Annotated in this window: 18 protein-coding genes; 6 read left to right on the forward strand and 12 right to left on the reverse strand. The window is 63.5% G+C overall.

Features of this window, described 5'->3' with window-relative positions:
- Positions 1-72 precede the first annotated feature (72 nt).
- Entirely contained in the window at positions 73-1,176 is a 1,104-nt protein-coding gene (locus tag IB262_RS16095) for a saccharopine dehydrogenase family protein (RefSeq protein WP_034802496.1), read from the forward strand.
- A gap of 86 nt (positions 1,177-1,262) precedes the next feature.
- On the opposite strand, the gene IB262_RS16100 is transcribed toward IB262_RS16095, so the two are convergent.
- The 8 genes from IB262_RS16100 to IB262_RS16135 all read right to left on the reverse strand — a co-directional run bounded on the left by IB262_RS16100 (position 1,263) and on the right by IB262_RS16135 (position 10,935).
- The gene (locus tag IB262_RS16100; protein ID WP_112976110.1) at positions 1,263-2,690 is read right to left on the reverse strand and encodes a mannose-1-phosphate guanylyltransferase/mannose-6-phosphate isomerase; all 1,428 of its coding nucleotides are present in this window, start codon (positions 2,688-2,690) and stop codon (positions 1,263-1,265) included.
- A 178-nt stretch (positions 2,691-2,868) separates the two neighbouring features.
- Positions 2,869-3,270 carry a F0F1 ATP synthase subunit epsilon gene (locus IB262_RS16105; RefSeq protein WP_034803086.1) on the reverse strand — a complete coding sequence of 134 codons (402 nt, stop codon included), beginning with the start codon at positions 3,268-3,270 and terminating at the stop codon, positions 2,869-2,871.
- Between the two features lie 120 nt (positions 3,271-3,390).
- A complete protein-coding gene (gene atpD, locus IB262_RS16110; protein ID WP_034802502.1) occupies positions 3,391-4,908 on the reverse strand; it encodes a F0F1 ATP synthase subunit beta in 1,518 nt (505 codons plus the stop codon).
- A gap of 24 nt (positions 4,909-4,932) precedes the next feature.
- Positions 4,933-5,814, reverse strand: a complete 882-nt coding sequence (locus tag IB262_RS16115; protein ID WP_034802504.1) for a F0F1 ATP synthase subunit gamma — start codon at positions 5,812-5,814, stop codon at positions 4,933-4,935.
- A gap of 27 nt (positions 5,815-5,841) precedes the next feature.
- On the reverse strand, positions 5,842-7,371 hold the full coding sequence (gene atpA / locus IB262_RS16120) for a F0F1 ATP synthase subunit alpha (protein ID WP_034802507.1): 1,530 nt from the start codon (positions 7,369-7,371) through the stop codon (positions 5,842-5,844).
- Positions 7,371-7,937, reverse strand: a complete 567-nt coding sequence (locus IB262_RS16125; RefSeq protein WP_112771761.1) for a F0F1 ATP synthase subunit delta — start codon at positions 7,935-7,937, stop codon at positions 7,371-7,373. Before IB262_RS16125 ends, atpA begins: the two co-directional genes overlap by 1 nt.
- Positions 7,938-8,193: 256 nt before the next feature.
- Entirely contained in the window at positions 8,194-8,580 is a 387-nt protein-coding gene (locus IB262_RS16130) for a hypothetical protein (RefSeq protein ID WP_034802512.1), read from the reverse strand.
- A gap of 138 nt (positions 8,581-8,718) precedes the next feature.
- Entirely contained in the window at positions 8,719-10,935 is a 2,217-nt protein-coding gene (locus IB262_RS16135) for a primosomal protein N' (protein ID WP_060586436.1), read from the reverse strand.
- 179 nt (positions 10,936-11,114) lie between these two features.
- On the opposite strand from IB262_RS16135, the gene fsa reads away from it, so the two are divergent.
- Positions 11,115-11,768, forward strand: a complete 654-nt coding sequence (gene fsa, locus IB262_RS16140; RefSeq protein WP_034802519.1) for a fructose-6-phosphate aldolase — start codon at positions 11,115-11,117, stop codon at positions 11,766-11,768.
- Positions 11,769-11,823: 55 nt separating this feature from the next.
- On the opposite strand, the gene IB262_RS16145 is transcribed toward fsa, so the two are convergent.
- Together IB262_RS16145 and IB262_RS16150 are read right to left on the reverse strand one after the other, a co-directional pair.
- A complete protein-coding gene (locus IB262_RS16145; protein WP_060611081.1) occupies positions 11,824-12,957 on the reverse strand; it encodes an AAA family ATPase in 1,134 nt (377 codons plus the stop codon).
- 68 nt (positions 12,958-13,025) lie between these two features.
- The gene (locus IB262_RS16150) at positions 13,026-13,949 is read right to left on the reverse strand and encodes a GNAT family N-acetyltransferase (protein ID WP_034802530.1); all 924 of its coding nucleotides are present in this window, start codon (positions 13,947-13,949) and stop codon (positions 13,026-13,028) included.
- 135 nt (positions 13,950-14,084) lie between these two features.
- On the opposite strand from IB262_RS16150, the gene IB262_RS16155 reads away from it, so the two are divergent.
- Both IB262_RS16155 and IB262_RS16160 read left to right on the forward strand, forming a co-directional pair.
- Positions 14,085-15,020, forward strand: a complete 936-nt coding sequence (locus tag IB262_RS16155; protein WP_112771760.1) for a tyrosine recombinase XerC — start codon at positions 14,085-14,087, stop codon at positions 15,018-15,020.
- A gap of 99 nt (positions 15,021-15,119) precedes the next feature.
- On the forward strand, positions 15,120-16,205 hold the full coding sequence (locus tag IB262_RS16160) for a TraB/GumN family protein (RefSeq protein WP_192493697.1): 1,086 nt from the start codon (positions 15,120-15,122) through the stop codon (positions 16,203-16,205).
- A gap of 44 nt (positions 16,206-16,249) precedes the next feature.
- On the opposite strand, the gene IB262_RS16165 is transcribed toward IB262_RS16160, so the two are convergent.
- Positions 16,250-17,488 (reverse strand): MFS transporter, encoded by a 1,239-nt coding sequence (locus tag IB262_RS16165; protein WP_192493698.1) that lies wholly within the window; start codon positions 17,486-17,488, stop codon positions 16,250-16,252.
- A gap of 124 nt (positions 17,489-17,612) precedes the next feature.
- On the opposite strand from IB262_RS16165, the gene IB262_RS16170 reads away from it, so the two are divergent.
- On the forward strand, positions 17,613-18,209 hold the full coding sequence (locus IB262_RS16170; RefSeq protein ID WP_034802538.1) for a TetR/AcrR family transcriptional regulator: 597 nt from the start codon (positions 17,613-17,615) through the stop codon (positions 18,207-18,209).
- Here the strand turns inward: IB262_RS16170 and IB262_RS16175 are convergent.
- Positions 18,206-18,682, reverse strand: a complete 477-nt coding sequence (locus tag IB262_RS16175) for a DUF2867 domain-containing protein (protein ID WP_034802540.1) — start codon at positions 18,680-18,682, stop codon at positions 18,206-18,208. The genes IB262_RS16170 and IB262_RS16175 overlap by 4 nt on opposite strands.
- A gap of 190 nt (positions 18,683-18,872) precedes the next feature.
- On the opposite strand from IB262_RS16175, the gene IB262_RS16180 reads away from it, so the two are divergent.
- Positions 18,873-19,367: an acyl-CoA thioesterase gene (locus IB262_RS16180; RefSeq protein ID WP_034802542.1), complete on the forward strand. Its 495-nt coding sequence runs from the start codon at positions 18,873-18,875 to the stop codon at positions 19,365-19,367.
- Positions 19,368-19,430 lie beyond the last annotated feature (63 nt).

A 19,430-nucleotide genomic window follows, 5' to 3' on the forward strand; every position in this document is an offset into this window, starting at 1 on the left:
TCAGCGCTTCAAATCAACAGCCCCTCCCTCGACAATAGAGACACAAACAGTTCTCATACCCCGGGGGAAAGAATGAAGAATATCGTCGTCATCGGAGCAGGCAAGATCGGCTCCACCATCGCTCGCATGCTGGCCCACACCGGCGACTACAGCGTCTGCGTCGCCGACCGCGCCGCCGAGCAGCTGGAACAGGTCGAAAAGCATGCCGCGATCACAACGGCAACCGTCGACATCGGCGACAAGAAGGCGCTCGTCGCCCTTCTCTCCGGCAAGTTCGCCGTGCTCAGCGCCGCTCCGTTCCACCTGACGGTCGCAATCGCCGAAGCCGCTGCCGAAGCCGGCATCCACTACCTGGATCTTACCGAAGACGTCGAATCCACCCGCCAGGTCAAGGCGATCGCCGCCAAGGCGAACACCGCCTTCATCCCCCAGTGCGGCCTCGCACCGGGCTTCATCTCGATCGTCGCCAACGATCTCGCCAGCCGCTTCCAGACGCTGGAAAGCGTGCGCATGCGCGTCGGCGCCCTGCCGCAGTACCCGTCGAACGCTCTGAACTACAACCTCACCTGGAGCACCGACGGCGTCATCAACGAATACATCGAGCCCTGCGAGGCGATCGTTGAGAGCAACCTGATCGAAGTTCCGGCCATGGAAGAGCGCGAAGAATTCTCGCTCGATGGCGTCACCTACGAAGCCTTCAATACCTCGGGCGGCCTCGGCACGCTCTGCGAAACGCTGAAGGGCAAGGTCCGCACGCTGAACTACAAGACGATCCGCTACCCGGGTCACGCCGCCATCATGAAGGCGCTGCTGAACGACCTCGGCCTGCGTCACCGCCGCGAAGTCCTCAAGGACATCTTCGAAAATTCGCTGCCGACCACCACCCAGGACGTCGTCGTGATCTTCGTCACCGTTTCGGGCTTCCGCGACGGTCGCCTGATCCAGGAAACCTACGCCAACAAGGTCTATAGCGGCGTCGTTGCCGGTCGCATGCAGAGCGGCATCCAGATCACCACGGCCGGCAGCATCTGCGCCGTGCTCGATCTGCTCGCCGAAGGCAAGATCGCCCAGAAGGGTTTCGTTCGTCAGGAAGACATCGGCCTCGACACCTTCCTCGCCAACCGCTTCGGTCACTACTACGCCCAGAAGGGCGAGAGCGCGCGCGTCGCCGGCTGAGCCAATCAGTCCTGATGCGCCGACTTCAATGCCCGGGTTCAGCCCGGGCATTTTTCGTTTCACGGTCCGGCAACCATGCGATGCGCTTAGTTGCGGCCGAATTCGTCCTCGATGCGAACGGTGTCGTCGTCGCCGAGATAGGAGCCGGTCTGCACCTCGATCAGCTCGAGCGGAATCTTGCCCGGGTTGTGCAGCCGGTGCACCGTGCCCTGCGGAATGAACACCGACTCGTTCTCGTGCAGGAGCCGCGTCTCGCCGCACATGGTGACCTCCGCCGTGCCGCGCACGACGATCCAGTGCTCGGCGCGGTGATGGTGCTTCTGCAGGGAGATTTTCTTGCCGGGCGTCACACGCAGCCGCTTCACCGAGAAGCGCTCGCCGTCGGAAAGCGCGGCCACCGCGCCCCAGGGGCGGTAGGAGGTCGGGTGCACCTCCGTCAGCGCCGCGGTTTTGGGAGAACGCGCCAGCGCCTTGACGATATGGCCGACGCTCTGACTGTCGTCTAGCCGCCCGACATAGACGGCGTCCTCGCCGGCGATGACGGCCACGTCTTCCAACCCCTGCACCGCCAGGTGAATGTCGCGTGACAGAACCAGCGAGTTGCGGGTGTTCGACACCGTCGCCCGGTCCGTGACGACATTGCCGTCGTCGTCCTTGCGCCCGGTCTTCCACACCGCATCCCAGCTTCCGAGATCCGACCAGGGGAAGGACGACGGCACAACGGCTGCATGGTCGGTCTTTTCGAACACGGCGTAGTCGACGGAAATATCCGGAGCGGCTGCAAAGCTCTCGCCCTGCAGCCGGGTGAAATCGAGATCCTTGTAGGCACCTTCGACGGCAGCCTTCGCTGCGTCGAAGACTTCGGGCGCAAAGCGCTTCAACTCGTCGAGAAAGAGCGTCACCGGCAGCATGAACAGGCCGGAGTTCCAGAGATAGCGCCCGGTCGCGATCATCGCCTCGGCTTTCGCCCGATCCGGCTTCTCGACGAAACGCACCACCCGGTTCGTACCTTCGGCCAGCTCGTCGCCGCACTCGATATAGCCGTAACCGGTGGCGGGCTCGGTCGGCGTGATGCCGAAGGTCACCAGCTCTCCCCGCCCGGCGGCCTCCTGCGCTCGCAGGATGCAGTCCTCGTAGAGGACGCCGGCATCGATCTCGTGATCGGAGGCAAGCACCTGCATGATCGCCCCTTCGCCGTAGCGGCCAAGGACTGCAAAGGCGGCGGCCGCAAGGGCCGGTGCGGTGTTGCGCGCCACCGGCTCCAAGAGGATGTCGCCGAGCTCAGCCTCGATCGTACGGGCCTGCTCGGCGACGATGAAGCGAAAGTCGCTGTTGGTGACGACGATGGCCGGCTCGTATCGCGTGCGGTCGCCCACGCGTTCGAGCGTCTGCTGGAACAGCGATCGCTCGGAAAGAATCTGCAGGAACTGCTTGGGCGCGGCTGAGCGCGAGAGCGGCCACAGTCGGGTGCCCTTTCCGCCGGCCATGATGACAGGAACAATCTTCGACGTCATGCCAGCGGTCTCTCTTCCTAGGCTGAACGATGCCGGCTCAGTACAGCAGCTCTAATGAACAATGGCTAAAGCGGCCGGTCCGGCTGCTATTGGTTACAAGATCGGGCAAAACAGGCAACAAAAAACCCCGCTCGAGGGCGGGGCTTTCTCATTCGCTTCACCCTTCCGGGTGTCCCTTTCAGGCCGGGATCACGATCTCGCCGAGCTTCGTCAGCTCGGCGACGAACTGCTCCAGACGGGTCTTCTTTTCGTCACCGGCGCCTTCCAGCTCGGCACGAACCGCGTCGATACGGCTTTCGAGAGCCGTGCGGTCGAGTTCATCGACATGAACGGCGGATTCGGCGAGCAGCGTGCAGCCGGTCGGCAGGATGTCGGCAAAGCCGCCAAACACCGCAAAGCGCTCCGTCTTGCCGTCGGCCAGCTTCACCGTGACCACGCCGGGCTTCACCGTCGTCATCGTCGGCGCGTGATTGGCCATCACGGTCATCTCGCCCTCAGTCGCCGGAATGACGACTTCCGTCACCTTTTCGGAGACGAGCAGGCGCTCGGGGGAAACAAGCTCAAAGTTGAAATCGGCCATGACCATTCACTTCTTGTGGGCGCGCCACCTGAGAGGCGGCTGTGCATGTCTTCCCTATCCTTGCGAAAGGACAGGATGAAAGCCTCGGCGCTTGTGCAGCGCCGAGGCTTAACAGTGCTATCAAGCGGCTTCGGCAGCCAGTTTCTTGGCCTTTTCAATCGCTTCTTCGATCGAGCCAACCATGTAGAAGGCAGCTTCCGGCAGGTGGTCGTACTCGCCGTTGACCAGGCCCTTGAAGCCCTTGATCGTGTCTTCGAGAGCGACGAGCTTGCCCGGCGAACCGGTGAAGACTTCGGCGACGAAGAACGGCTGCGACAGGAAGCGTTCGATCTTACGAGCGCGGGCAACGGCCAGCTTGTCTTCTTCAGACAGTTCGTCCATGCCCAGGATGGCGATGATGTCCTGGAGCGCCTTGTAGCGCTGCAGGGTCGTCTGCACCTTACGCGACACTTCATAGTGCTCTTCGCCGACGATCATCGGGTCGAGCATGCGCGAGGTCGAGTCGAGCGGGTCAACGGCCGGGTAGATACCCTTTTCGGCGATCGAGCGCGACAGAACGGTCGTTGCGTCCAGGTGGGCGAACGAGGTTGCCGGTGCCGGGTCGGTCAAGTCGTCGGCCGGAACGTAGATGGCCTGGACCGAGGTGATCGAGCCCTTGGTCGTCGTGGTGATGCGTTCCTGCATCTGACCCATGTCGGTCGCCAGCGTCGGCTGGTAACCCACGGCCGACGGAATACGGCCGAGCAGAGCCGACACTTCGGAACCTGCCTGGGTGAAGCGGAAGATGTTGTCGACGAAGAACAGAACGTCCTGGCCCTTGTCGCGGAAGTCTTCAGCGATCGTCAGACCCGTCAGGGCGACACGAGCGCGGGCGCCCGGCGGTTCGTTCATCTGGCCGTACACGAGGGCAGCCTTGGAGCCTGCCCCACCGCCGTGCTTGTTAACGCCGGACTCGATCATTTCGTGGTAAAGGTCGTTGCCTTCGCGGGTACGTTCACCCACGCCTGCGAACACCGAGTAACCACCGTGCGCCTTGGCGACGTTGTTGATCAGTTCCATGATGAGAACGGTCTTGCCGACGCCTGCGCCGCCGAAGAGGCCGATCTTGCCGCCCTTTGCGTAAGGAGCGAGAAGGTCGACGACCTTGATGCCGGTGACGAGGATCTGCGCTTCCGTCGACTGCTCGACGTAGGACGGCGCTTCCTGGTGGATGGCGCGCTTGCCCGAGGTGACGAGCGGGCCTGCTTCGTCAACCGGCTCGCCGATGACGTTCATGATACGGCCGAGCGTTTCGTCGCCAACCGGAACCGTGATCGGTGCGCCGGTGTCGGTGACCGACTGGCCGCGGACGAGACCTTCGGTCGAGTCCATGGCGATCGTACGGACGGCGTTTTCGCCGAGGTGCTGTGCGACTTCGAGAACGAGGCGGTTACCGTTGTTGTCGGTTTCCAGCGCGTTCAGGATCTGCGGAAGCTGGCCTTCATCGAACGCGACGTCGACGACGGCGCCGATGACCTGCGTTACGCGACCGACAGCGCCGGTTGCGGCTGCTGCTGCGGTCTTGGCGGAAGCTGCCTTCCTCGGTGCAGCGGGCTTCTTCTCCGCTGCGGTTTCTTTCGGGGTAGCTGCCTTAGCCATAATCCTTACCCTCTTCTCGTGACCTTAGAGCGCTTCCGCGCCCGAGATGATTTCAATGAGTTCCTTGGTGATCTGAGCCTGGCGCTGACGGTTGTAGTTCAGCGTCAGCTTGTTGATCATCTCACCAGCATTGCGCGTCGCGTTATCCATCGCGCTCATCTTGGCGCCCATTTCGCCGGCGACGTTCTCGAGCAAGGCCCGGAAGATCTGCACCGAAATGTTGCGCGGAATGAGATCGCTGAGGATCGCGCCCGCGTCCGGCTCATATTCGTAGACAGCCGAAGCATCCGATGCTTCCGCTGCGACCGGGCCGGCCGAAGCGGGGATCAGCTGCTGAGCCGTCGGAATCTGGGCGATAACGGACTTGAACTCAGAATAGAACAGCGTGCAGACATCGAACTCGCCCTTTTCGAAGAGCGCGATGATCTTGTGGCCAATCTGGTCGGCGTTTTCAAAGCCGATCTTCTTGACCTCACGCAGGTCGACACGATCGATGATCAGCGACGCGTATTCGCGGCGCAGAATATCGAAGCCCTTCTTGCCGACGCAGATGATCTTGACCGTCTTGCCGGCTGCAAGCAGCTTGCGAACGTGGTCGCGGGCATGACGGGCGATCTGCGAGTTGAAGCCGCCGCAAAGGCCGCGTTCAGCCGTGCAGACGACCAGAAGGTGCGTATCGTCCTTGCCGGTTCCGGTCATCAGCGCAGGCGCGCTGTCGTCCGCGCCAACCGCCTGGGCGATGTTGGCGAGAACGGCAGCCATACGCTGCGAGTAAGGCCGGGCGGCCTCGGCCGCCTCCTGCGCGCGCCGAAGCTTCGCCGCGGCGACCATTTTCATCGCCTTGGTGATCTTCTGCGTCGCCTTGACGGAGGCGATCCGGTTCTTCAGATCCTTAAGTGAAGGCATCCGTTATCCGTCCTAAATGAAATCCGCTCAGGCGAAAGACTTGGCGAAGCTGTCGATTGCAGCCTTCAGCTTGCCCTTGACGTCGTCGGAGATCGCCTTGTCCTTGCGGATGGTTTCCAGGATGTCCTTGCCTTCCGAACGCATGTACGAAAGCAGGCCCTGCTCGAACTTGCCGACCTGGTTGACCGGCAGCTTGTCGAGGTAACCGTTGACGCCTGCGAAGATGACAGCGACCTGTTCTTCCGTCTTCAGCGGCGAGAACTGCGGCTGCTTCAGGAGTTCGGTCAGGCGGGCACCGCGGTTCAGCAGGCGCTGCGTAGCGGCGTCGAGGTCCGAGCCGAACTGCGCAAAGGCGGCCATTTCGCGATACTGGGCGAGTTCGCCCTTGATCGAGCCGGCAACCTGCTTCATCGCCTTGATCTGCGCGGCCGAGCCGACGCGCGAAACCGACAGACCGACGTTAACGGCCGGACGGATGCCCTGGTAGAACAGGTCGGTTTCGAGGAAGATCTGGCCGTCGGTGATCGAGATCACGTTGGTCGGGATGAACGCCGAAACGTCGTTACCCTGCGTTTCGATGACCGGCAGAGCCGTCAGCGAGCCAGCGCCCATGTCGTCGTTCAGCTTTGCAGCGCGCTCGAGCAGACGGGAGTGCAGGTAGAAAACGTCGCCCGGGTAAGCTTCGCGGCCCGGCGGGCGGCGCAGCAGGAGCGACATCTGGCGGTAGGAAACAGCCTGCTTCGACAGGTCGTCGTAGCCGATCAGGGCATGCTTGCCGTTGTCACGGAAGTATTCGCCCATCGCGCAACCGGCGAACGGTGCGAGGTACTGCATCGGAGCCGGGTCGGAAGCGGTCGCAGCAACGATGATCGAATACTGCAGAGCGCCACGCTCTTCCAGAACCTTCACGAACTGGGCAACGGTCGAACGCTTCTGGCCGATTGCGACGTAGACGCAATACAGCTTGTCACCTTCCGGACCATTGTCGTGAATGGCCTTCTGGTTGAGGATCGTGTCGAGGATGATCGCGGTCTTGCCGGTCTGACGGTCGCCGATGACGAGCTCGCGCTGGCCACGGCCAACCGGGATGAGGGCGTCGATGGCCTTGAGGCCGGTCGACATCGGCTCATGCACCGACTTGCGCGGAATGATGCCCGGAGCCTTGACGTCAACGCGCGAGCGCTGCTTGGCGTTGATCGGGCCCTTGCCGTCGATCGGGTTGCCGAGCGCGTCGACGACGCGGCCGAGCAGTTCCGGACCAACCGGAACGTCCACGATGGCGCCAGTCCGCTTGACGGTGTCGCCTTCCTTGATGTCGCGGTCCGAACCGAAGATAACGACACCGACGTTGTCGGCTTCGAGGTTCAGCGCCATGCCGCGAATTCCACCCGGGAATTCGACCATTTCGCCTGCCTGGACATTGTCGAGGCCGTAGACGCGGGCAATACCGTCACCGACGGAAAGCACCTGACCGACTTCGGAGACTTCTGCTTCCTGGCCGAAATTTTTGATCTGATCTTTGAGAATTGCGGAAATTTCCGCGGCGCGGATATCCATCAGCCGACCTCTTTCAGTGCAAGCTTAAGGGTAGAGAGTTTGGTGCGAAGGGAAGTGTCAATCTGGCGGGACCCGACCTTGACGATCAGACCTCCAAGAATAGACGGGTCGACGGTGACGTTGACCGCCACGTCTTTGCCGGTGACGCTCTTCAGCGTCGCCTTCAATTCAGTTTCCTGCGCCGCGGAGAGCGCATGGGCCGACGTGACGTCGGCGGAAATTTCGCCACGATGGCGCGCGGCGATCAGGCGGAACGCCTTGATCATGCCCGGCAGCGCGAAGAGGCGGCGATTGCGGGCAACGACCTTGAGGAAGTTACCGACGAGCCCGGAGATGCCAGCCTTCGCGGCAACTGCCGAAATGGCCTTGAACTGGTCGTCTGCAGAAAAGACCGGGCTGGCGATCAGCCGCTTCAGATCGTCGCTGCCGTCGATCAGGGCCTGGACGCGGATAAGATCCGCACCGACTGCCTCGACCGAACCGGCGCTGAGCGCGAGTTCAAAAAGCGAGGACGCATATCTTTCTGCAACACCGGAAATAAGCTGGGATGTGTCTGCCACGGGCACAAGCTTCTCTCAATTTCATCCAAGAACTGCGCTGGCGGTGGGCCGTCAACTTAAGATCTTGAATTTGCTGCAATAATTTGCAGGATATCGAGGCCTGGCGACCCACTTCCCCCGCAATTCGCGGTTCGTCTAGCATAGGATGTTTGGACTCGCAACACGCGAAGGGCAGGAATGCGGCATAAGTCGGCCACCTTTGGCCGAATTTTGCCGTAAATTCGGTCCTGCGCTGTGAATCGCGGGAAGCCCGCAATCGCAATCAGATCATGCCGAAGACATAGGCGAGCGGAAGGATGGCGAGTGCCGCCTGAACGATGAGCGCCGCCCAGTTGTAGAGCGTGCTGCCGTTGTCGCTCATCATCGAGAGGATTCGGCCGAAGGCGGCGAGCGCAAAGGCCGCGCCGACAGCGAGATAAACCATCGGCTGGGCGAGCAGAATGGCGGCAAGACCGAGCCCCACATGCATGCCGCCCATGGTAGAGCGCGCCTCGGCAAGGCCGCCGCGCCGCCCCTCGGCAATACCGATGCCGGCTGCGCGAAAAGTCAGCCGCGGAGCAAACAGCATGACGACGCCGATCAACGCTGCGACCGCTGCCGCGCAGAAGGCGAGGAACTCGCCGGTTTCCGTCGGAATATAAAACTCCATGCCCGTTCCCGCAGATGAGCCCGTTGTCATGCTGCCCCGTCGTCGGCCGGAGCAATGCGTCCCTGACCTCTAGCGCATGTCGCCCCGGTTGTGAATCGCCCACGGGCTTCAGAATGCGGCGATCACAGGAAACTTGAACTACAGGAAGCTCTGCGGATCGATGTCGAGCTGGACGCTGATCGAGCCGCGCTCCTTGGGACCGGCGGCGATCATCGCCTTGACGAAGGCCTGCATGTCGCTGTTGCGCCGGCCATGCACCAGCAGCCGGAAGCGATGCCGCCCACGCACCAGCGCCAGCGGCGCCTCGGCCGGACCGAGAATACTGATACCCTCGGTGCGGGGGGCGGCCATCCGCAAGCCGCGCGCGTGGCCCTCGGCATCCTGGCGCGTGTCGGCCGAAACGATCAGCGAGGCAAGCCGGCCGAAAGGCGGCAGCAGCGCTTTCTCGCGCTCGGCAATCTCGCGGTCGTAGAAGGCGTCGGCATCGCCGGAAACGATCGCCTGCATAACCGGATGCTGCGGCTGATAGGTCTGCAGCAAGCCGAGGCTTTTGAGACCCGTTCGGCCCGCACGACCCGTCACCTGCGAGAGCAGCTGGAAGGTCCGCTCCGCCGCACGCGGATCGCCGTTCGCAAGACCCAGATCCGCATCGACAATGCCGACCAGTGTCATCAGGGGGAAGTTATGTCCCTTGGCGACGAGTTGCGTGCCGATGACGATATCGGCTTCGCCACGCGTGATGGCTTCAAGCTCCAGCCTCAACCGTTTGACGCCCATCAGGTCGGAAGAAAGCACGATGGTGCGCGCCTCGGGGAAATGCCGCTCCACCTCTTCGGCGATGCGCTCGACCCCCGGCCCGCAGGCCACCAGATGATCGAGCGTGCCGCATTCCGGGCAGGCTTCCGGCGTGCGCTCGGAATAGCCGCACTGGTGGCACTGGATCTGCCCGCGGAAGCGATGCTCGACAAGCCAGCTCGAACAATCCGGGCACTGGAAGCGATGGCCGCAGACGCGGCAGAGCGTCAGCGGTGCGTAGCCGCGACGATTGAGGAAGAGCAACGCCTGTTCGCCACGCTCGACCGCCTTGCCGACCTGGTTCAAGAGCACCGGCGACAGAAAGCCGCCGCGTGCCGGCGGATGCTGACGCATGTCGACGACGCCGAGCCGCGGCAGCGCCGCATCGCCGAAACGGGTCGGCAGGTGGATCGGCTTGTAACGGCCGACATCGCCATTGACCCGGCTTTCGAGCGACGGCGTCGCCGAGACGAGCACTACGGGAAAGCCGGTGATGCGACCACGAACGACCGCCATGTCGCGCGCATTGTAGAAGACGCGATCTTCCTGCTTGTAGGCAGGGTCGTGCTCTTCGTCGACGATGATGAGGCCCAGTTCCTCGAAGGGCAGGAACAGCGCCGAGCGGGCGCCGGCCACGACGCGGACGGTGCCTGTCGTCACCTGACGCCAGACCTTTTCGCGGGTGCGGGGAGCCAAGTCCGAATGCCACTCGGCGGGCTTGGCGCCAAAACGATCCTGAAAGCGCTCGAGGAAGCTCGACGTCAGCGCGATTTCGGGAAGCAGGATCAGCACCTGCTTGCCGGCGCGAAGGGTCGCAGCGATCGCCTCGAAATAGACCTCGGTCTTGCCGGACCCGGTGATGCCGTCGATCAGCGACACCGAGAAGCCGCCCTCCTCTACCGCTGCCAGCAGATCGGCGGCCGCATCCTTCTGCGGGCCTTCGAGCCGGGGCGCGGTGAAATCGGGATCTGGCAAGGCGACGACAGGCGGCGGCGCCATGAAGACGGTCTCGAAGACGCCTTGCTGGGTTAGCCCTTCGATCACACTCGACGACGTGCCGGCGGCATGCGCCAGCCCCGAGCGAGTCCAGGAAAAACCGTCACTGGCGGCAGCGATTACGCGCTCGCGCGCAGCCGTCATGCGCTCCGGCCGCATCTCGGTGAGACGCAGTGCCTCCACCATCGGTTCGGGATCGAACGCCGCCGGTGCGCGGAGCGCCATACGTGCCACCAGCCCCGGCGGCGTGACGGTATAGGCGGCCACCCAATCGAGAAAGGTCCGCATGTCGCGCGTCAACGGCGGGCAGTCGAAAGCCTTCTCGATCGTCTTGAGTTTCTTGGCATCGACGCTCCCGTCATCATCGCCATCCCAGACCACGCCGACGACGAGACGGGGGCCCAGAGGCACCTGCACGATCGAGCCCGCTTCGACCGCCATGCCGTCGGGAACCGCATAGGAATAGGCTTTCGGCGCCGGCATGGGCACCAGGACCGGCACGACGCGACGGGCCGAAACGGGCCCGAGCAAATCGCCGAATAAATCGGTTGAATCGCGAGTCATTTTGCCGTGACCTTGCCACGTGTTTCGGTTAAAGAAAACTGCGCTGCGAACCGCAGCCTTGCAGGCCGCAGGGTTTGTCACGGTTCCACCAGAGTTTCAACGCGCGCGATCTCTGCCAACGGAATTCCTCCCCGGTAGATATGCGCCGAACGGCAATCGTGCCCCAAGGGAGTGACCCCATGAAATTTTTCGTTGATACCGCCGACGTCAAGGAAATCCGTGAGCTGAACGATCTCGGCCTCCTCGATGGCGTCACCACCAACCCGTCGCTGATCCTGAAGTCGGGCCGTGACATCACGGAAGTCACCAAGGAAATCTGCGGCATCGTCGAAGGCCCGGTTTCGGCTGAAGTGACCGCAACCGAATACGCCGAGATGATGAAGGAAGCCGCCGTTCTCTCGAAGATCGCCGACAACATCTGCATCAAGCTGCCGCTGACGCTCGACGGCCTCAAGGCCTGCAAGGCGCTGACGTCTGACGGTCACCAGACCAACGTGACGCTGTGCTTCTCTGCCAACCAGGCCCTGCTCGCCGCCAAGGCCGGCGCGACCTTCGTCTCGCCTTTCGTCGGCCGCCTCGACGACATCGCGTTTGACGGCATGGACCTGATCCGCGAGATCCGCCACATCTACGACAACTACGGCTACGAGACCGAAATCCTTGCAGCTTCGATCCGCACCGTGAACCACGTCAAGGAAGCCGCCCTCATCGGCGCGGACGTCGTCACCGCACCGCCGGCAACGCTGAAGGCGCTGGTCAAGCACCCGCTGACCGACAAGGGCCTCGAAACCTTCCTGGCCGACTGGGCCAAGACCGGCCAGAAGATCGCCTGATACTTTCAGGAAAGTTCAGAAAGAGCCCGGCCACCGCGCCGGGCTTTTTTGTTGCCTACTCGTCATCGTCCATCAGCCCTGTCAGCCGCATGCCGTCGATCCAGGTGGCGCTGTCCTTGCGGATCACTCGCCGCGGACGAATGCCCGAGCGTTGACGCACTTCCTGCGCCAGCCGCTCCGAATGGGTGACGATCCAGATCTGGCTTTCGCGCGACGCGCTGGCGATCATGTCGGCAAGCGCCGGCAGCATGTCCGGGTGCAGGCTCGTCTCCGGCTCGTTGAGCGCGATGAAGCGCGGCCGGCGATAGGAAAGCAGTGCGGCCGCCAGCGCCAGAAAACGCATCTGCCCGTCGGAAAGCTCGCGCGGCGAAAACGGCCGGCTGGGAAAATCCGGAAAGACCAGCGAAAACTCGGCGAACTGGCCGGGTTCGGGAACATCGAGGTAAGCGCCGCCGAACGCGTCGGCGATGGCCCGGTCGAGGTCGACCGTGTCCTCGCGCGTGTGGCGCAGCGTTGCAAAGACGGCCGCCATATTGACGCCGGTCTCGTCGAGCATCGGCGCGGTCACCGCAAGGCAGGGCAGCCGCAACGGCGAATCGCGGTCGGTGCGGAAGCCGTGAAAGAAGCGCCACTGCTCGACCGCACGGCGGAAGGTGCCGACCTCCGGATAATGGCCGGCATCGCCGAGCAGCGAGATCGCCGTTTCGGACGTCAGCGCCTGCTCCGGATAATCCTCCATCCGCCCGCGTTCGCCGCGCACGAAGATGCCGGGGCCCACGCGTTTCATCATCGTCACCGGGCGGCGGCCGGTTTCGACCGTCAGTTCCTCTTCCTTGACCTGTGGCTCATAGGCGAACCCGGCCGCAGCCTTCGGCGGACGCAGCCCGGCCTCGATGCGGTAGCGGAAGGTGATGGCCCGCTCCTCGTCCAGAAGCTCGGTTTCGAGCCTTATGCGCGCCGGCTTGTCGGCACGCCGGCGGCCGCTCCAGAGCGCCGACGACATTCCGCCCTCTTCGGCAATCTCGCGCGCCAAAGTGCCCCGCGTGGCGGCTTGCACGAGTTGAAGCGCCCGGTAGAGATTGGACTTGCCGACGCCGTTTTCGCCGATGAACAGGTTGACCCCGGTCAGATCCATGCGGATCGACCTCAGCGAACGGTAGTTTTCGGCAAACATGGATTGAAGCTGCATGGCTCAGACCTAGCCGATCCGCCGCGCGGGGTGAAGCCTGCCAGCGTTTCCGTAAGCCACGACAGTCGCTAGAGCGCGGCCGCCGTTTGCAGCCGGGGCTTGAAGGCCGCGTCGGCATCCAGCGCCAGATCGAAGACCGTGTGTCGTTCGAGCGCCTTCGTCACCTCGCCCGTTTCACCTTCCAGCGCCTCCGGCGGGATGAGGTTGCCGATGCGAAAGTCGAAAAGATCGCCCTTCTTGTTCAGCAGTTCGTGGAACACGGTCATGTCGCGCAGCTCGGTCGACCATTTGGCGAACCAGTAGAACAGGCCGGAATTGCGGGCGCTCATATGCACCGGCAGGATCGGCAGGCCGTATTTGCGCGCAAAGCCCACGGCCGATGTCTTCCATGGCCGCTCGTTGAGACATCCTTCGGCCCAGTAGGCGATGCGTCCCGAGGGGAAGAGCACCGTCGCCTTACCCTCGCCGATCGCCCGGTTGGTCACCTGCAGCGTCTCACGCGCCTTCAGCTTGCTCTTGTGTTCCTCGCGCCATTCGACCGGGATGACCATTTCGACGAAACGCGGATTGACGCGGATGGCGTCTCGATTGGCGAAGAACATCATGTCCGGCCGCCGGCTCTTCAAGAGGTCGAAAACGGCGATCCCATCGGCAATGCCGGTCGGGTGGTTGCTGACGAGCAGGAAGCCGCCCTTGGCGGGAATGCGCTCGGCCCGGTCGACCCGCACCTCCAGCGAAAGCAGCGAGCTCAGGTGCTCGAAGGCCTGGAATCCCGGCATGTTGGCGACGGCATCGGCGAACTCGTGCGCCTTGCGATAGTTCAGCAACGTGTAGAGAAAAGGCCGCATCAGCGGCCATAGCGGGCTCTTGACGATCCGCTGGCCACGCTCCGCGATCAGCGTGTCGACGATGTGGCCAGGCTGCCCCTGGGAGACCAGGGTGATTACTTCTGCAAAATGCGCGAATCCGTTCACCGAATCCCGTCCCGCCATAGTCCGATCCGTTTGTTTGCGGCTGACCATCGCAATTCTATATGATCGAAGGATGACAGATTCCAAGGGTGCATTAGCAAAAACCTAAGATGCGTCAGGGCATTGTCGCGGACCGACAAACTCAGGAAAACGACAATGAACGAGTTCCTCGTCATCGGCCATCCCGAGCTACTTGCCGAGCGTCAGCGCTGGCTGGACGGCCTCATGCGGGAGCGCCGCCTCTCCGACAATACCGTCGAGGCCTATGAGCGTGACACCCGGCAATTCCTGACATTTCTCACCGGCCATCTCGCCGGGCCGCCACGGCTTTCCGATATCCGCACGCTGAGGCCGGCTGACCTTCGCGGCTTCCTCGCCCAGCGTCGCAAGGGCGGCGCCGGCGCCCGCACGCTCGGCCGCGGGCTGGCCGGGCTTCGCTCCTTCCTGCGCTATCTCGAACGCAACGGCCTTGCCAACGCGGCCGGTGCGGCTGCGGTGCGTTCGCCCAAACAGCCCAAATCCCTGCCGAAGCCGCTCACCGATCGCGAAGCGCTGAATGTCGTGACGTCCGAGGCGCAACTTGCCGAGGAACCCTGGATCGCGGCGCGCAACGCAGCGGTGCTGACCCTGCTCTACGGCTGCGGCCTGCGCATTTCCGAGGCGCTCGGCCTCACGCCGTCAGCATTTGCCGGCGCGCCCTCGTCGCTGCGCATCGTCGGCAAGGGCAACAAGACCCGCATCGTGCCGCTGATCGAAGCGGCGCGCGAGGCCGTCGCCACCTACTTGAAGCTCTGCCCCTATCCGATCGCGGCCGATGCGCCGCTGTTCCTGGGTGCGCGCGGCGCCAAGCTGCAGCCGGCGATCATCCAGCGCGAAATGCAGAAGCTGCGCGGGGCGCTCGGCCTGCCCGAGACGGCAACGCCGCATGCGCTGCGCCACTCCTTCGCCACCCATCTGCTGGCCGGCGGCGGCGATCTCAGGACCATTCAGGAACTGCTCGGCCATGCCAGCCTGTCGACCACCCAGGTCTATACCGGCGTCGATTCGGCTCGGCTTCTGGAAATCTACGACCGCGCCCACCCGCGCGCCTGATTTTCGGCGAAAGGGCGGATTAACCATGCCCGTTAAGGAAGCCGTGACCGGCCCGGGCCTAGGGTCGACTATCGACCATGCGACTGTCAGGGAAGAACGATGACCGCCTTTGCGAGACCTCAGCAAAACCTGCCGCGGCACCTGCTTGCGCGGCTCGCCGATGGCGCACTTTGGCTGGTCGCCCTGCTGCATGTCATGCTCGCCGCCTGCCTCCTCGTCACTCTCGTCTTCGTCGCTGAGGCTGATGCCACGGAGGTCGAATGTGGCGGCGCGAATGTTCTGACCGCGCTTGCAAAATCCGACCCGACGAAACTGGCCGCACTCGAAGCGGAAGCTGCCGCCATCCCGAACAGCAAGGGCATCTTCTGGAAGATCGAGAAGGACGGTGTCGCGCCGTCCTGGCTGCTTGGCACGATGCATGTCACCGATCCGCGCGTGCTGGCCCTGCCGACTGAGGCGCCCGCCGCCTTTGAGGCAGCCTCGACCGTCATCGTTGAATCGGACGAGATCATCGATGAGAAGAAGTCGGCCGCCGCGATCCTGATGCGGCCCGATCTCACCATGCTTCCGGACAACAAGACGATCGCCGACTTCCTGAAGCCCGACGACCGCGAACAGCTCGAAACAGGCCTTAAGGCACGCGGCATTCCGCTGACCCTGGTTTCCCGCATGAAGCCCTGGATGATCGCGAGCTTCGTTGCGCTGCCCGCCTGCGAAATGAGCCGCAAGGCTGCAGGCGCCTCCTTCCTCGACAAGAAGATCGCCGAGGATGCCGTCAGTCAGGGCAAGAGGCTGAAGGGGCTGGAAACGCTGGTCGAGCAGCTCGCCGCCATGGACTCGCTGCCGACCGAACTGCATCTACGCGCCCTCATCGAGACGCTCGCGCTCGGCAAGACCATCGACGACGTCTTCGCGACGATGACCGATCTCTATCTCGTAGGCGACACCGGCATGATCATGCCGATGATGAAAGCCGTTTCGGACAAGAGCGCCGAGGATTTCGGCTATGCCGATTTCGAGCAGCGCATCATCGTCGACCGCAACAAAACCATGGCGACGCGCGCCGAACCGATCCTCAAGGACGGCGGCGCCTTCATGGCGGTCGGCGCACTGCACCTGCCGGGCAAGGAAGGTCTGGTCGAACTGCTTCGCGCCCAGGGTTTTACGGTCACGCGCGCCAACTGACGGGCCGGCCGTCAGCGAGCGCCCGCCGGCACGACGCTCCCTTCTCAGCCTTGCGCACCAGCACGGGAAACGACCTCGGACGCGCGCGCAGTGGTAGAATCACTCTCGATCCACGACAGACGGCGATAACCCCAGAACGCTGCGGCAAGGATCAAGGCCCCGGCGGCGAGCGCAATGGTGAAGCCGGCCTGAACGCCGAAGCGCGCGACCACGCCGCCTGACACCGCCGCGCCCGCCGCAACACCGATGCCGAGACCGGTGGTCAACCAGGTCAGCCCTTCCGTCAACTTCGACGGCGGCACGGCGGTTTCGCCGATGCTCAAGGCGACGATCATCGTCGGCGCAAAGAACACGCCCGAAATGAACATCATCGTCGCAAGGCTGCCGATCCCGTCGGCAAAGAGCAGCGGCAATGTGCTGGCGGCGGTCATGCCCGCACCGATCAGGAACAGCTTCGCCAAAGGCAGGCCGATCCGGACCGCACCGAACGCCAGACCGGCGATGCAGGAACCGAGGGCATAGAGGGAGAGCACGAGGCTCGCCGCCGCTGGTCGCCCTTCGGCCTCGGCAAAGGCGACGCTGACCACGTCGATCGTGCCGACAATGATGCCCATGCCGGCGAGCGCGACAATCAGCACGCGCAGCGCCGGGTAACGAAGGACCGAACCGGGCGCCATCGTCTCGGCCGGCTTGACCGGTGGCTCGGTGCCTTTCTGCAGCACGAAGGCGGTGACCCCGATGGCCAGGCATGCCGCAGCCGCCAGCGGTCCGGCCTCGGGAAACAGGCTGACGCTTAAGCCCACGGCGATCGGCGGCCCGACGATGAAGCAGATCTCGTCGAAGACCGATTCGAGCGAAAAGGCGGTCTTCAGCTCCGGACGGCCGCGATAGAGCTCGGTCCATCGCGCCCGGGTCATCGCCGACATGCTGGGCGTGCACCCGGCAAGAATGGCAAAGACGAAGAGTGTCCAATCCGGCGCCCGCCAATGGGTGAAGACGAGGAGAGCCGAGCTGCCGAGAAGGCTGAGTGCCGCGGCGACCGGCAGGACGTGGCTCTGGCCGAAGCGATCGACGAGCCGGGAAACCTGCGGCGCCAGCAGCGCCGAGGCCAGCGTGAAGGCGGCGGCCACACCGCCAGCCAAACCGTAGCTGCCGCGGGACTGGGCCAGCATGGTGATGATGCCGATGCCCATCATCGACAACGGCAACCGTGACACCAATCCCGCCAAGGTGAAGCCCACCGTGCCTTTGGCAGCAAAGATCTGTGCATAGGGATTGGCCATGAAAACTCCTGCAATACATGTCTGAGCGTCGCGTCATTAACATACGCCGCGTATGGCAGTGATATTGACATACGCTTCGCATGTCAATTAACATACGAGTCGTATGCAAAAGGAGGAGCTGCAAATGACAAGGCGCGCGCGCAGCGACATGATCGCGGAAACGAAGGCAAAGCTGATCGCCGCCGCCCGGGAAGCGTTCAGGCAACGCGGATATGCGGAGACTTCGATGGACGATTTCACCGCCTTGGCCGGGCTCACGCGTGGGGCGCTCTATCATCATTTCGGCGACAAGAAGGGCCTGCTGCGTGCGGTCGTGGAGACCCTGGACGGCGAGATGGACGCACGGCTCGACGCAGCCTCCGCGACCCCGGTCCCGTGGGACGGTTTCGTGCGCCGCTGCAGGCTGTATCTGGAAATGGCGCTCGAACCCGAAATCCGGCAGATCGTGTTGAAGGATGCGCCGGCCGTACTCGGCGCAAGCGTGCTGGAACCGAGCCGGCGCCAATGCCTCGCGTCGCTTGCCACCAGGCTTTCGGCGATGATCGCCGCGGGCGTCGTACGTCCGGGAAATGCCGAGACATTGGCGCGGCTGATCAATGGCGCACTCTCCGATGCGGCGCTCTGGATTGCCGAGGCGGACGATCCGGCCATGCGCCTCACCAGCGCGCGCGACAATCTCGACCTGCTTTTGTCCGGACTGAAAATTGAACCCCGGACTTAACCGCCGGGACCTGCCACCCGCGCCAGAAGTGTCGGCACGATCGCCTTGTGAAACGGCGTGACGGCCATGAGGTAAACCCGCCCGAGCGTGTTGTGCCTGCGCACAAGCGTGGTGACGCCGACGATCTGATTGACCGCCGACCCCGCCCGGACATCGACGACGATGCGGAAATCGAGATGCTTGTCATCGAAACCGAGCACCACTTCGTCATCACTCTTCGAAACGACAGGAAACGCCCCGATCAGTCCCAGACGGCTGGACGGCGCCGCCGACTTCAGGCCGATGATCGAGACGATGCGGTTGCGCAGGCGCAGCAACATGCGGACCCATCGTGGCGACCGGCCAAGCGAACGTTCGGCGGCTTCCGCCGCGGTCACGCCCTTGCCATCAAGGGCAAGCTCGAAGCGGTCGGCCCAATCGGCATTCGGTAGATGCCGGCTCGGCAACGATATGGCCACGGCTCTCGGTTTCATCTTTCCTCCTGACGCGCGCGTCGTCTGTCCTTGCAGACATGATCGCGCCCTCCCCCGTGCCTGGACAGAAGACCGCTTGTCGCAGCCCTCGGGCCAATCGTCACATCCCCTCTTCCAGATCCTCCCCCTTCCCTTCGCTCCGGCAAGCTGCATAACTCAGGCGGGACGCTGCAAAATCTGGAGATGGACAATGGAAACCAGCTACGACACACGCGAACTCGAGATGGTCGTACTGATGACGCCGGATATGGCGAACTTCAGCGGTAAGGTCCATGGCGGTGCGCTGCTCAATCTCCTCGATCGCGTGGCCTTCTCCTGTGCCTCGCGCTATTCTCAGCAGTATGCCGTGACGCTCTCGGTCGACCAGGTCACCTTCCGTCAGCCGATCCATGTCGGTGAGCTCGTCACCTTCCGTGCAGCCGTCAACAATGCCGGCCGCACCTCGATGGAAATCGGCATCCGGGTCGAGGCCGAGAACATCAGGAGCGGCGAGCGCCGCCACACCAATTCCTGCTATTTTACCATGGTCGCCGTCGATGCCGACGGCAGCCCGACCCCGGTTCCGACCCTTGTCACCGACACGGCCGACCGCAAGCGCCGGCAGCGCGCTGCCGAGGCACGGCGCAGCCTGAGGCGCGAGTTCGAGGAGCGTTTCCACGCCCTCAGGTCTGCTTCAGAAGAATGATACGGTCGCTTGGCGACCGGAAACGCCGATAGCGGCAATGCGGGCGCTGACGCCGATAAGGTA

Origin of the sequence: Ensifer sp. ENS02 (genome assembly GCF_014851885.1) — a bacterium.
Classification (GTDB): domain Bacteria; phylum Pseudomonadota; class Alphaproteobacteria; order Rhizobiales; family Rhizobiaceae; genus Ensifer; species Ensifer adhaerens.

What these genes read in the sequence shown, in the direction of transcription:
- IB262_RS16095 (WP_034802496.1), top strand. Translation starts at nt 73, where the DNA reads ATGAAGAATATCGTCGTCATCGGAGCAGGCAAGATCGGCTCCACCATC.
- IB262_RS16100 (WP_112976110.1), bottom strand. Translation starts at nt 2,690, where the DNA reads ATGACGTCGAAGATTGTTCCTGTCATCATGGCCGGCGGAAAGGGCACC.
- IB262_RS16105 (WP_034803086.1), bottom strand. Translation starts at nt 3,270, where the DNA reads ATGGCCGATTTCAACTTTGAGCTTGTTTCCCCCGAGCGCCTGCTCGTC.
- atpD (WP_034802502.1), bottom strand. Translation starts at nt 4,908, where the DNA reads ATGGCTAAGGCAGCTACCCCGAAAGAAACCGCAGCGGAGAAGAAGCCC.
- IB262_RS16115 (WP_034802504.1), bottom strand. Translation starts at nt 5,814, where the DNA reads ATGCCTTCACTTAAGGATCTGAAGAACCGGATCGCCTCCGTCAAGGCG.
- atpA (WP_034802507.1), bottom strand. Translation starts at nt 7,371, where the DNA reads ATGGATATCCGCGCCGCGGAAATTTCCGCAATTCTCAAAGATCAGATC.
- IB262_RS16130 (WP_034802512.1), bottom strand. Translation starts at nt 8,580, where the DNA reads ATGGAGTTTTATATTCCGACGGAAACCGGCGAGTTCCTCGCCTTCTGC.
- IB262_RS16135 (WP_060586436.1), bottom strand. Translation starts at nt 10,935, where the DNA reads ATGACTCGCGATTCAACCGATTTATTCGGCGATTTGCTCGGGCCCGTT.
- fsa (WP_034802519.1), top strand. Translation starts at nt 11,115, where the DNA reads ATGAAATTTTTCGTTGATACCGCCGACGTCAAGGAAATCCGTGAGCTG.
- IB262_RS16145 (WP_060611081.1), bottom strand. Translation starts at nt 12,957, where the DNA reads ATGCAGCTTCAATCCATGTTTGCCGAAAACTACCGTTCGCTGAGGTCG.
- IB262_RS16150 (WP_034802530.1), bottom strand. Translation starts at nt 13,949, where the DNA reads ATGGCGGGACGGGATTCGGTGAACGGATTCGCGCATTTTGCAGAAGTA.
- IB262_RS16155 (WP_112771760.1), top strand. Translation starts at nt 14,085, where the DNA reads ATGAACGAGTTCCTCGTCATCGGCCATCCCGAGCTACTTGCCGAGCGT.
- IB262_RS16160 (WP_192493697.1), top strand. Translation starts at nt 15,120, where the DNA reads ATGACCGCCTTTGCGAGACCTCAGCAAAACCTGCCGCGGCACCTGCTT.
- IB262_RS16165 (WP_192493698.1), bottom strand. Translation starts at nt 17,488, where the DNA reads ATGGCCAATCCCTATGCACAGATCTTTGCTGCCAAAGGCACGGTGGGC.
- IB262_RS16170 (WP_034802538.1), top strand. Translation starts at nt 17,613, where the DNA reads ATGACAAGGCGCGCGCGCAGCGACATGATCGCGGAAACGAAGGCAAAG.
- IB262_RS16175 (WP_034802540.1), bottom strand. Translation starts at nt 18,682, where the DNA reads ATGAAACCGAGAGCCGTGGCCATATCGTTGCCGAGCCGGCATCTACCG.
- IB262_RS16180 (WP_034802542.1), top strand. Translation starts at nt 18,873, where the DNA reads ATGGAAACCAGCTACGACACACGCGAACTCGAGATGGTCGTACTGATG.